Here is an 11,511-nt window from a genome sequence, read left to right as displayed (position 1 = left end):
GTTCCCCGCGCTTCCCGGCCTGCGCCGGGCGCGCCGTCCCCGCGCTCCCGGATCAGCCCCGGGCACCGTGCTCCAGCACGGCCTCCAGGCCGAAGTAGCGCCGGCTGACCCGGCACTCCTCCATGACGGCCTCCAGCCCCGGCAGGTACGCCTCCCGCTCGTCCAGCACCACGTCCCGGTCCAGGCGCTGCAGCAGCCGCCGCAGCACCAGGACGAGCCAGCCGGCGTCCGGCGCGGCGCCCCGGTTGTGCAGCCAGACGTGCACGCAGGAGGACGCGGCGTGGAAGACGCAGTGGTCCTCGGCGGTGCGCGAGCCGGCCACCGAGGACGCCTCGATGCCGTGCTCGGCGACGCGGCCGTACAGCGCGGCCCGGCGGCGGTCCAGCTCGGCCACCACCCCGGCCAGGTCCTCGGCCTGGCCCGGCGGGCACTCGGCCGCGGCGACCCGGGCCAGCTCCGCCACGGCTGCGCCCCAGCCCCGGGTGATCTCGTCCTGCCCGTTGGTCGCCAGGACCAGCCTGTTGCCGTCCGGCTCCCAGACCGGCGCCTCGGCGGAGAGGTCGAACAGCCGGGTCAGCAGCTCCCCGGAGCCTTCGGCGGGCCGGTCCGCGAGCGGGGCCAGCGCGGCCAGCTGGGTCGCGATGTTGAACAGGTTGACGTGCGTCGTGCCCTCGAAGATCGAGGTGATGCAGTGGTCCCGGCGGATCTTCTGGAAGGCGCCGGAGGCGACCAGTTCGCGCAGGTAGCTGCGCGCGGCGAGGACCTTGGACATCTGCTCCAGGGTCTCCTCGCCGATCACCGGCACCAGGTACTTGACCACGGAGGACCACAGGGCCAGCCGCGCCGGCGCGAGGGTCAGGGCCCGGGCCACCGGGATCGCCACGCAGTCGGAGACCAGCAGGTCCAGGTGGGCGTCGACGAGGTGCTGGCGGACCACCGGGATCCGGTGGATCGCGGCGCCGTACAGCCTGCGCTCGTGCGCGTAGTCCAGTCCGATCCGCAGTGCGGCGTCCATGCTGCCCAGCGACATGCCGCCGATCGCGGTGCGGGTGATCTGCAGGGTGCGGACGGTGTCGATCATCGCGCGGCCGGGCCGGCCGATGACCGCGCCGGCGGCGGGCACCCGGGCGGCGGTGAAGCGGACACCGCTGACGTCGTGGCCGCGCAGGCCCAGGGCGCGGACGATCGGCTTCGGTTCGATGCTCTCCGGGTCCAGTTCCTGCCTGTCGACCAGCAGCAGCACCGGTCCGCGCGGGCCCTGGGCCAGGACGGTGTAGAAGCGGGCCCGGTTGCCGTTGCCGACCGGCCACTTCTCGCCGTCCAGGACGTAGTGCTCGCCGTCGAGGACGGCGGTGGTGGCCGTGGTGGTCAGGTCGCTGCCGACCTCCGCCTCGGAGATGCCGAAGCACAGCTTGTCCCCCGCGGTCACCGCCTGGGCGACCCGCTTCCGCTGCTCGGGCGTCCCCCACAGCCACACCGGCTGGCAGCCGAGCATGCTGGAGCCGAACATCACGGCCATGGTGAGGTTCCGGCGCGCCAGCGAGCGGGTCACCGCCAGGACCGACTCCAGGTTGAGCATCCGCCCGCCGGCCACCTCCGGGACGAGCCGCTCCGGCAGCCCCCAGTCCAGGAGCAGCCGCTCCGCGCCCGGCGGGACCTCGTCGAGTTCCTCGTGCTCCACGACCTCGGCGAAGGAGAACGGGCCGGACGGGTCCAGCGGGTCGCCCAGCAGCCCCTCGAACTCGGCGGTGAGCTGCCGGGTCGGACGGGGAACGGAATTCGGCTCCATACGACTGGCTCCTGTGCACGGGATTGCGGAACGTCCGGCGGTGTTCCGGTGCAGTGTCGCCAGGGGGACCTCCGCTGTTCCAGGCAGGGGCGCAGGCAACTCGTCATGCCTGCAAGTTGCCCAGTGAGTGCCTAGGTTTTCGCGTGACTCCCGCCCGAGAGTGTCCGTGTGGCAGTACGTCAATCCGAAGGGGCCCGGCGGCGATGACTACCGAATTCCACGACGAACGGGAAACCGTGCTGTTCACCCTGGACCGGACCAGGGAGAGTCTGATGGAGGTCGACGCCGCGTTCAAGGCCAATCTCAACTGGAACTACGGCGAGCGCAACAATCGTCTCTGGGCGCTCTACGAGAAGAGCAAGATCGCGCAGTGGAACGCCGCCACGGATATCGACTGGAACCACGAGGTGCGGTTCGGCTCGGTCCTGGACGAGGGGCAGAGCACCGGACTGCAGAACTTCCGCGGAGCGGGCAGCCCGGTTCCCGAGGAACTGATCAACCAGTTCCGCTGGGAGTACCTGTCCTGGATGATCAGTCAGTTCCTGCACGGCGAACAGGGCGCCCTGGTCACCACCGCCCGGCTGGTGGAGACCGTGCCCGACATGGAGGCCAAGATCTACGCGGCCGCCCAGGTCGCCGACGAGGCGCGGCACGTCGAGGCGTACGCCAAGTACATCGACGAGAAGCTGCGCAACTCCTACCCGATCAACCCGGGCCTCAAGTCGCTGCTGCGCGACCTGTTGTCGGAGTCCGACTGGGACATCGTCTACCTCGGCATGCAGGTGATCGTCGAGGGCCTCGCCCTGGCGGCGACCCGGCTGGCGGGCACCGGCTTCGGTGAGCCGATCATCACCCAGATCACCCGGATGATCGCCCGCGACGAGGCGCGGCACATCGGCTTCGGCGTGGTCTCGCTCACCGGGATGTACGAGCAGATGAACAGCAAGGAGCGCGCGGCGCGGGAGGAGTTCCTGCTGGAGTCGATCTTCCTGATGTCCCGCCGCTTCCTGCTGCGCGAGGTGTGGGAGCGCATGGAGCTGGATGTCGAGGCCGGCATCACCTTCGCCATGAACGACCCGATGATGTTCGGCTACCGCCAGCTGCTGTTCCAGCAGGTGATCCACATCCTGCGGCAGGTCGGCCTGCTCAGCCCGAAGCTGCGCGACCTGTTCCTGAGCGAGCAGCTCGCCAAGCCGGAAGCCTTCGTCGGCATCAACTGACCGCAGGCACCGACACCGAACGACCCGCGGGACGGACCCGCCGGCGGCCCGGACACGGGGGAGTGCCGTGCCGCCGGCCCGTACGGCGCGCGGCCCGCACCAGACCGCCGTCACGAGAACGACCGGAACGAATCGGAGGGGCCGCGTGCCTGCGCAGCGCGACGACGTCGTCATCACCGGGCTCGGCGCCACCACGCCGCTGGGCGGCGACGCCCGGTCCACCTGGAAGGCACTGCTCGACGGGGTCTCGGCGGCGGTCGCGATCACCGATCCCTGGGCCGAGGACCTGCCGGTGCGGATCGCCGCCCCGGCCGCCGTGGAGCCGGCCCCGCTGATCGACCGGGTCCAGGCCCGGCGCACCGACCGGTCCGCTCAGTTCGCGCTGCTCGCCCAGCGCGAGGCCTGGCAGGACGCGGGCTTCGACGCGGCCGCGGGCGCGCCGGGACACCCGGAGTCCGAACGCCTCGCGGTGGTCATCGGCAGCGGCATCGGCGGCCTGAGCACCCTGCTGCCGGCCCACGACCTGATCCGGGCCGGGGACACCCGCCGGGTCTCGCCGTTCACCCTGCCGATGCTGATGAACAACGCGGCGGCGGCGCTGTGCGCGCTGGAGCTCAACGCCACGGCGGTGGCCCACGCGCCGTCGACGGCCTGCGCGGCGGGCGCCGACGCGATCGCGGCCGGGCTGGACCTGATCCGCCTGGGCCGGGCCGACGTGGTGGTGGCCGGCGGCACGGAGGCGGTGATCAACCCGATGGCGATCACCGCCTTCGCGGCGATGAAGGCGCTGTCCCGCAACAACGACGCCCCGGCCTGCGCCTCCCGGCCCTTCGACAAGAAGCGGGACGGCTTCGTCCTGGGCGAGGGCGCGGCCGTGCTGGTGCTGGAGTCCGGTGAGCACGCCCGGCGGCGCGGTGCCCGGATCTACGCCGAGTTCGCCGGGGCCGGGTCGAGCGCCGACGCGCACCACATCACCCGCCCGCACCCGGAGGGCGAGGGCATGGCGCGGGCCATCCGGCGCGCCCTCGCGGACGGCGGGGTGGAGCCGGCCGAGGTCGGCCACGTCAGCGCGCACGCCTCGTCCACCTCGGTGGGCGACGCGGCGGAGGCGCTGGCGATCAGGAGCGCGCTCGGCGGCGTGCGGCCGGCCGTGTCGGCGGTGAAGTCGTCCGCGGGGCACCTGATCGGCGCCTCCGGCTCGTTGGCCGCGGTGGCCACCGTCCTGGCCCTGCACCACCGCACCGCACCGCCCACCATCAACGTGGACGACCTGGACGACGCGATCGACCTGGACGTGGTGCGGGTGACGCCCCGCCCGCTGCCCGCCGGGCCGCTGGCGGCGCTCACCCAGAGCGCGGGGTTCGGCGGGCACAACACCGTGCTGGCCTTCCGCGCCGGGGCCTGAGCCGCCCTCCCGGGCCCGCTCGGCCGCGGAGCCCGGGTCCGCCTCCGCCGGCCGGGCCGTCGCCCCCGAACGGGCCACCGCCCGCGGACACGTCACCGCCCCCGGACGGGACACCGACTCGGGACACGTCACCGCCCCCGGGCCAGGCGGATCCTGGCCCGAGGGCGGTGACGCGGCGTCGGATCGGTGGTGGTGGCTCTCGGTCAGGACGCCGGCGGCCACTCGCCGCCGAGCGGGACGACGATGGACTCCAGGTGGTCGACGGTCGGCAGGGCGCCCTCGCCCTCGTCCAGGAGTTCCCGGACGAGCTCGACGATCTCGTGGACGGTCTCCAACGACGAGGCGCGCTCCTGGGGGAGGCTGTCGAACTCGAAGACGTCCTCAAGGGTGAGGCCCAGCTGGACCATCGCGAGCGAGTGGTAGCTCAGTTCGCTGACGAGCTTGGTGTCCGGACCGATCCGGTCCTTCTTGGTCGGTGCGATGAGGAGGACCAGCTGGCTGATCACGTCAGGGATCTGGTCGGAGGCGATGTCGGTCATGCATGGATCGTCGCCGCGCCGGGGTCCGACATTCCAGGCATCCGCTCCGGCAACGACTCGGCAAGATCGAACGTTCGGTGACCGGACCACCCCCGGGGGTGACGGATTGCCGTCGGTTTGCCTGGAGATCGGTCCGGTCCGCCCCCTATGCTCGGTGTCATGGACACCGGTGTTCCGGCGACTTCGTCGTCAACTCCCTGGATCGTCGGCCGTGTTGTGGCGTCGCCGACCCGGCTGCGACTGATCTGCCTGCCGCAGGCCGGTGCCGGCGCCGGGGCCTTCGGCAGCTGGCGCGCGCACCTGCCGGCCGGGGTCGAGCTGGCGCCGGTGGAGCTGCCCGGCCGCGGCACCCGGTCCGAGGAGCGGCTGCCCGACTCGCTGGAGGAGACCGCCGAGCAGCTGGTCGCCGCGCTCGCCGGGGAGTTCGAGGTCCCGTTCGTGCTCTTCGGCCACAGCCTGGGCGGACTGATCGCCCATCAGGTCACCCTGCTCCTGGAGCGGCGGGGCGGCCCGCTGCCGCTGGCGACCGTCGTGGCGGCCGCGCGCGCCCCGCACCTGCCGCCGGCGGAGAAACTGTCCGAGCTGCGCGACGTCGAACTCCTGCGCTGGCTGGTCGGGCAGGACGCGATCCCGCGCGAGCTCTTCGCGTACCCGGACTTCCTGCGCACCGTGCTGGCCGGGATCCGGAAGGACTTCGCCCTGGCCGACGCCCACGTCCTGCCGGCCCCCGACCCGGTGCGCACCCCGTTGCACGTCCTCGGCGGCGTCAAGGACACCGTGGCGCCCGCCGAACACCTGCACCACTGGTCCGCCTGCGCGGCGGGGGAGTACTCGCTGGCCGTCCTGGAGGGCGGCCACGACTTCCCGCGCACCGCCCCGGACGCCGTGGTGGCCTCGCTCAGAGACCTTCTGCCACAAGGCACTTGGCCCGACCATCACCCTTAACACCACTGAGGTGGCTCAATGACGCTGTTGGCATCCTGGGGATCCCTGGCCGCTCAGCACTCGCCCTCGGACGACACGACGTTCGCGATTCTCAACGTGGCGTTCATCGTCCTGATCACGGCGATCGTCCTCGTCTCCCAGTTCAGCGTCCGCGACGTCAGGGCCCAGACCTTCCTGTGGGTCGCGATGCTCGTGCTGCGCGGTTTCCTGCCGCCGGGCCCGGCCGAGGCGACGACGACCAGCATCGTCTTCCTGGTCGTCGGCCTGGCGTTCTCGCTGGTCTTCGGCTACTACCGCGGTCTGACGATGCCCATGTGGCGCGACCAGACCGGCCGGCTGCTGCGCAAGGGCGGCCGGACCACCGCCAAGCTGTGGGTGGCGAACCTGGCCGAGCGGCTGATCGTCGGCGGCGTCGAAGTGGTGTTCTTCCACGGCCGGTTCAACGGCAACGGGGTCTGGCTCGGGGTCGGTGTGACGCTGGCCGTCCAGCAGGCCGTGATGATGCGCCGGGCTCCCGGCATCACCGAGGTGCGGCCCACCGGCCCCGGGTACACGATGCCCGCGGCCGAGGGCAGCGACGCCCGCGCGAACTGATCACGCGCCGTGTTCACCGCGCGTAGCGCGACGGTGCTCCGGGGCCCGCGGCCCCGGAGCACCGTCGCGTGCCGTCAGTCGGCGAGCGGCTCCAGCTCGAAGATCACGCTGTCCGCCGGGGTCACCACGCGGTGCGCCTCCACCAGGCGCCAGCCGCCCTCCTCGAACACCCCGTTCCACTCCTCCAGGGTCGGCAGGTAGGCACCCATCATGCGGTGCGCGACCTCGAAGCCCAGGGTGAAGACCGGGATCTCGGAGTCCGGGATGTCGGTGGTCATCGCGGTGTCGCCGAGCAGGAAGCGCTTGACGTTCGGGAACGCCTTGCGCAGCCCGCGCAGGGAGGCGATGCAGTTCTCCCGCGGCCAGAAGTCGTGGCCCATCAGGAAGGAGGTCAGGAGATCGACGTCGGCGAACTCCGGGTGCGGCTGCGGGTTGGTGGCGTCGTCCTTGACGAAGGACACCCGGCCCTCGAAGCCGGCCTCCTTGGTGGAGGCCCGGGCCACGCCCAGCGCGCCCTCGGCGATGTCGATGCCGAGGCCGGTCGCGTTCGGGTTCTCCCGCAGCACGCTGATGATGCGCTCGCCGCTGCCGCAGCCGAGGTCGGCGATCTTGCCGAACTCGCCCACCGAGCCCAGGGCCTTCTTGAACACCGGGTCGAAGAAGTTGGCGTTGATGTCGCGGCAGGCGATCGCGATGGCAGCGGAGTCGCGGCGGTAGAAGTTGCCGACGCGGTTCTCGTTCTTCAGTACGGCCGGCATGTCGGCGAAGAGCGCCGCGCAGCCGCGGGACAGCCAGTGGTAGAACGCCTTGGCGCGGTAGACCTCGGCGAAGTTCACGTCGCTGACGATCAGGGCGCCCTGCCGCTGCACGATGCGGACGCTGGCCAGGGCCTGGAACATCCCCTCGACCGCGAACTGGTCGAGGTCGTTGCGTTCGGAGAACTCGGCGACGTCCAGCTTGTCCTGGTCCGCCAGTTCGTCGAGCGCCCCGACCTCCCAGGCGGCGCCGATCGCCGAGGAGGCGACGGTAGCGTTGAAGATGTCGGAGGCGGTCATTCTCGCAGCTCCGAGCACGAGGTTGTCGGTCACGTCCTTGTCCCCTCTAAGGAATGGAATCCGGCAGGCCGGACGGGAGGTCCGGCCGGGCTGGTGGTGATCACGGGCGCCGGGCGAGCAGGATCCGGTGCATCGGGGTGTCGACCAGCGCCGTCCTCACCAGGCCGGCCCGGTCGAGCCATCGGTCGTAGTCCGCCAGGGAGAAGGAGTCCCCGCCGCCGGTGACGAGCATCGACGCGGCGAACAGGCGGAAGAAGCGGTTCTGGATCGACTGGGCGTCGGTCTCGTCGTCCACGATGTGGTCGACGATCGCGACCACGCCGCCCTGGCGCACGGCCTGCGCCGCCCGCCGCATGAGCTCCTCGGAGCCCTCCGCCGTCTGCAGGTGGAAGATGTTCACCAGCAGGACCATGTCCTGGCCGGTGTGCCAGTCCTCGGTGAAGAAGTTGCGCTCCACCGGTTCGAACCGGTCCTGCACGCCCAGCCGCTCCGCCTGCCCGCGGGCGATGGGCACGATCCGCGGGTGGTCCAGGCCGGTGGCCCGCAGTCCCCGGAAGCGCTGCAGGAGCAGCTGGCTGTAGATGCCGGTGCCGCAGCCGACGTCCAGCATCGTCCGGTCGGCCTCGCCCTTCCAGCCCTCCTCCTCCGCCAGGAGGTTGGCCAGCGACTCGACGATCGGCGGTGCCCAGAAGTTGATGCCGCGGGCCACCTGCTCGTAGTCCTCGGCGGACAGCTGGTTGGCCTGGTAGTCGCCGTCGGCACCGCGGGCGGGCCGCTTGACGATGTCGGCGAGGTTGCGCCAGACGTCCCAGCCGATGGCCCGGTCGTAGCCGATCCGGCCGGCGAGGCTGTAGAGGCCGCCGGGCAGCAGGCACTCGGCCATGCCGTCCACCAGCCGGTAGGCGTCCTGATCGTCCTCGGTGCGCTCCCGCTGGACGATCTCGTAGCAGTACAGGCCGTCGAGCAGCACCCGCAGGCCGTGCGCGTCGGCGTCCAGCCGCTCGGCGAGGTCGGCCGGGGTGGCCGGGCCGTCCGCCAGGGCGACGAAGACACCGAGGTCGAATGCGGCCTCGATCATGCCGGGTGCGAACATCGCGATCAAGTGTTCGTAAACGCGATGTGACGCCCGGACGACGGCGCCGTCCCGGGGATCACCGATCAGTTTGGAACCGTCCACCAGGGGCGCCACACCGGTGTCCGACAGCGGGGTGTTCTCGTCCGACGTTTCGTCGGTTCTATTGTTGCGGAGGGAGGAGTCTATCGTGGTCATCGATCCCCATTTGCGCTCATGGCATTTCGCCGGGCAGTGCTGGATGAACCGCAGAGGCGTTTTCCGGAATGGCCGGAACGGCGAACCGGTCGATTCGATCGAATGATCGCCCGACGGCCGGGCCGGCCCGGAATGGATTCCGGGCGCGGCAGTACGGCCGGCGTGGACGGAGAACGCCCCGACGAGCGGACGGTGTGAGTGTGGGTCGGCCTCAGGCCGGAATGGCGTTGACGTACTCGCGCATCATCCGGGGGACCCGGTACGCGTACTGGTGGCCGCGCTTCACCTGGACGACGGAGAAATCCACGAGGTCGGCCAGCACATCGATATTGCGGGAGGGCTCCCGGCCGCCGTCGACCGGCTCCTGCCGGACGTCGTCGATGGAGAATTCATCGGGAAAGCGGGAGAGCTGTCTGAGGGCCCGGCGCTGCCGGTCGTCGAGCAGCCCGTAGGCCCAGGCCAGGCTGCGGTGCAGCGAGCGGTGGTGGGACAGTCCGCCCACCTCGTCCTGTCCCAGGATCGGCAGGACCTGGCACTCGTCCACCAGGACGTGCAGGGGGACCGAGCGCATCCGGAAGGCGGCGTTCTCGATGGCGAGGGCGAGGCCGCCCAGCCGCCGGCAGAGCTCGACGACCTGCGGCATCTGGTCGCTGAGGTCCAGCGTGGGGACGACCGAGTGCACCCGGCGGCAGAACAGCTCGGCGGCGGGCGGGCACCCGTAGCTGCCCTCGGGGTAGTCGACCGACAGCGGCGACACCTCCCACAGGTCCGCCGGGATGGAGGCCGGTGCCCGCAGCGAGGTGATCAGGATGTGGAGCGCCGGGTGCCGGTCCAGCAGCATCCTGACCTGCCTGGTCACCGCGCCGATGACGTGCTCGGCGTTGTCGATGACGACCATCATCTGCAGCTCGGGGTTGGTCCTCGGGTCCCGGTCGTAGCCGTGCAGCAGGGTGTCGAGCGAGCGCTGCACCTCCGCCGAGGCCGCGGCGGCGTCGACGCTCTCGGGGGTCACCGAACCGAGTTCCAGGACCACCACGCCGTCCCGGAAACGGTCGAGCAGGTGGGCGGCCGAGTCCAGGGCCAGGCGGGTCTTCCCGACGCCGGCCGGTCCGGTGAGCACCAGCGGCCGGCCCGGCCGCAGGGTGGTCACCACGTGCAGCAGGTCGGCCTGGCGCCCGACGGTGATGTCCGTCTTGGGGCGCAGCCCCTGCCACCGGGCGTTGTCCGGAACCTCGACGACGTTGGTCAGCAGACCGGGTTCCAGCCGGGAGGACAGCATCCCGGCCGGGGCGCCCGCATTGGCAACGTGGGATATCAGGGTGTCCTGGCTGGTCGCCGCGGACAGCAGGGCGCCGACCAGGAGTTCCACGGAACTGCGCCGCGGATTCTTGATGGCGCCGGTTTCCAGATTGCGAATGGTGCGCACACTTACATTGGAATGCTCGGCTAACTGCTCCTGGCTCCAGCCGACCATCTTCCGTTGGGTTACTAACATGGAGCGAAGCTGATTGTTGTCCATTCCCCCGCGCTTCCTGCTGTTGTGAGCAGAATCCAAGTCAGAACTTAACACGCCGATGCGGCGCCAATCACTCCAAAACGATCACGGTCGGCCGCGCGGTCATGGTGGAGCCCATGCGAGAGCACTCGTGCCGGACCCGGGCCGTAATGTGTCGGAACCGTGGAAAAATGAGTCGAGGACGTGGTGGTGGTTTGTCGCTGCTGCTCGGGAGCGGTCTTTGACGGTGAGGTGACCACAGCCCGATAGGCTACTCAAGCTACGTGCGAACGAGTGTACTACGCGGGCTATTTCTGCGAACCTGCCGCTACGCTCGATTTGCCCCGTTTGGCACCGGCAACTCGTCGGCGCTTCCGGCAATTTCCGGCTGTTCTGCCGAGAGAATGCAGGCATTATCGGCCAGGGTGGCCGAATCCCGCTGCCCCTTCCCGGCCGCGATCGGCCACCGCGCTGACGCGCCGTCACCCGACGGCCGCCCGCCCTTGACACGGCATACTCGTTCACCTGCGCACGTCGCAGTGGATACCTGGTGGAAACCTGGTTGAGACCGCCCACAGCCGAAGGATAAGAAGAGGAAATGACAACGCTCAAGGAGCAGCTGCACGAGGACCTCACGGCTGCCATCAGGGACCGGGACGAGCTGCGGTCGTCCACCATCCGGCTCACGCTGGCCGCCGTCACCAGCGAGGAGGTGGCGGGCAAGCAGAAGCGCGAGCTGTCCGACGCCGAGGTGCTGAAGGTGATCGGCCGCGAGTCGAAGAAGCGCCGGGAGGCCGCCGAGGCCTTCGACGGCGCCGGTCGCACCGACCAGGCCGCCCGGGAGCGGGCCGAGGGCGAGGTGCTGGCGGGCTACCTGCCCAAGCAGCTCTCCGACGAGGAGCTGACCGCGATCGTGGCGGCCGCCGTCGCCGAGACCGGTGCCACCGGCCCGCAGGCGATGGGTGCCGTGATGAAGCTGGTGAAGCCGCAGGTGGACGGCCTGGCCGAGGGCGGCCGGGTCGCCGCCGCCGTGAAGGCCGCGCTGTCCTGACCGCGGACGGCCCGGGGCCGTCGGGTCAAGCCGGCTCTGGCCGGAATCGAGCGGCCCCGTAGGGCCTGCTGACGGGCTCCCGCGGCCCCGACGGCCCGTCACCCCGGCAACACGCCGAAGGGGCGTCCTCCGAACCGGCGGACGCCCC

10 protein-coding genes are annotated in these 11,511 nt (G+C 71.0%); 5 read left to right on the top strand and 5 right to left on the bottom strand.

Annotated features, from left to right (window positions below; genetic code table 11):
* Positions 1–52: 52 nt before the first annotated feature.
* Positions 53–1,789 carry an acyl-CoA dehydrogenase family protein gene (locus tag ACFV04_RS41675; RefSeq protein WP_380536318.1) on the bottom strand — a complete coding sequence of 579 codons (1,737 nt, stop codon included), beginning with the start codon at positions 1,787–1,789 and terminating at the stop codon, positions 53–55.
* A gap of 203 nt (positions 1,790–1,992) precedes the next feature.
* On the opposite strand from ACFV04_RS41675, the gene ACFV04_RS41670 reads away from it, so the two are divergent.
* Together ACFV04_RS41670 and ACFV04_RS41665 are read left to right on the top strand one after the other, a co-directional pair.
* Complete coding sequence (locus tag ACFV04_RS41670) at positions 1,993–3,009, top strand: ferritin-like domain-containing protein (protein ID WP_380536316.1); 1,017 nt, start codon at positions 1,993–1,995, stop codon at positions 3,007–3,009.
* 145 nt (positions 3,010–3,154) lie between these two features.
* Positions 3,155–4,414: a beta-ketoacyl-[acyl-carrier-protein] synthase family protein gene (locus ACFV04_RS41665; RefSeq protein WP_380346336.1), complete on the top strand. Its 1,260-nt coding sequence runs from the start codon at positions 3,155–3,157 to the stop codon at positions 4,412–4,414.
* Positions 4,415–4,617: 203 nt separating this feature from the next.
* Here ACFV04_RS41665 and ACFV04_RS41660 read toward each other — a convergent pair whose 3' ends face one another.
* Positions 4,618–4,953: a hypothetical protein gene (locus ACFV04_RS41660; protein ID WP_360253625.1), complete on the bottom strand. Its 336-nt coding sequence runs from the start codon at positions 4,951–4,953 to the stop codon at positions 4,618–4,620.
* A 159-nt stretch (positions 4,954–5,112) separates the two neighbouring features.
* On the opposite strand from ACFV04_RS41660, the gene ACFV04_RS41655 reads away from it, so the two are divergent.
* Together ACFV04_RS41655 and ACFV04_RS41650 are read left to right on the top strand one after the other, a co-directional pair.
* Positions 5,113–5,898 carry a thioesterase II family protein gene (locus ACFV04_RS41655; protein ID WP_380536314.1) on the top strand — a complete coding sequence of 262 codons (786 nt, stop codon included), beginning with the start codon at positions 5,113–5,115 and terminating at the stop codon, positions 5,896–5,898.
* An 18-nt stretch (positions 5,899–5,916) separates the two neighbouring features.
* A complete protein-coding gene (locus ACFV04_RS41650; RefSeq protein WP_360253621.1) occupies positions 5,917–6,492 on the top strand; it encodes a hypothetical protein in 576 nt (191 codons plus the stop codon).
* Between the two features lie 74 nt (positions 6,493–6,566).
* On the opposite strand, the gene ACFV04_RS41645 is transcribed toward ACFV04_RS41650, so the two are convergent.
* The 3 genes from ACFV04_RS41645 to ACFV04_RS41635 form a co-directional block, all read right to left on the bottom strand.
* On the bottom strand, positions 6,567–7,580 hold the full coding sequence (locus tag ACFV04_RS41645) for a methyltransferase domain-containing protein (protein ID WP_380346341.1): 1,014 nt from the start codon (positions 7,578–7,580) through the stop codon (positions 6,567–6,569).
* A gap of 67 nt (positions 7,581–7,647) precedes the next feature.
* Entirely contained in the window at positions 7,648–8,817 is a 1,170-nt protein-coding gene (locus tag ACFV04_RS41640) for a class I SAM-dependent methyltransferase (RefSeq protein ID WP_380346343.1), read from the bottom strand.
* A gap of 211 nt (positions 8,818–9,028) precedes the next feature.
* On the bottom strand, positions 9,029–10,291 hold the full coding sequence (locus ACFV04_RS41635; protein WP_360253892.1) for a helix-turn-helix domain-containing protein: 1,263 nt from the start codon (positions 10,289–10,291) through the stop codon (positions 9,029–9,031).
* Between the two features lie 619 nt (positions 10,292–10,910).
* On the opposite strand from ACFV04_RS41635, the gene ACFV04_RS41630 reads away from it, so the two are divergent.
* Positions 10,911–11,363 carry a GatB/YqeY domain-containing protein gene (locus ACFV04_RS41630; RefSeq protein ID WP_360253616.1) on the top strand — a complete coding sequence of 151 codons (453 nt, stop codon included), beginning with the start codon at positions 10,911–10,913 and terminating at the stop codon, positions 11,361–11,363.
* The last annotated feature ends 148 nt before the right edge of the window (positions 11,364–11,511 follow it).

Source organism: Kitasatospora sp. NPDC059599, from assembly GCF_042735125.1.
Classification (GTDB): domain Bacteria; phylum Actinomycetota; class Actinomycetes; order Streptomycetales; family Streptomycetaceae; genus Kitasatospora.
This window is presented reverse-complemented; position numbering and strand designations above follow the sequence as displayed.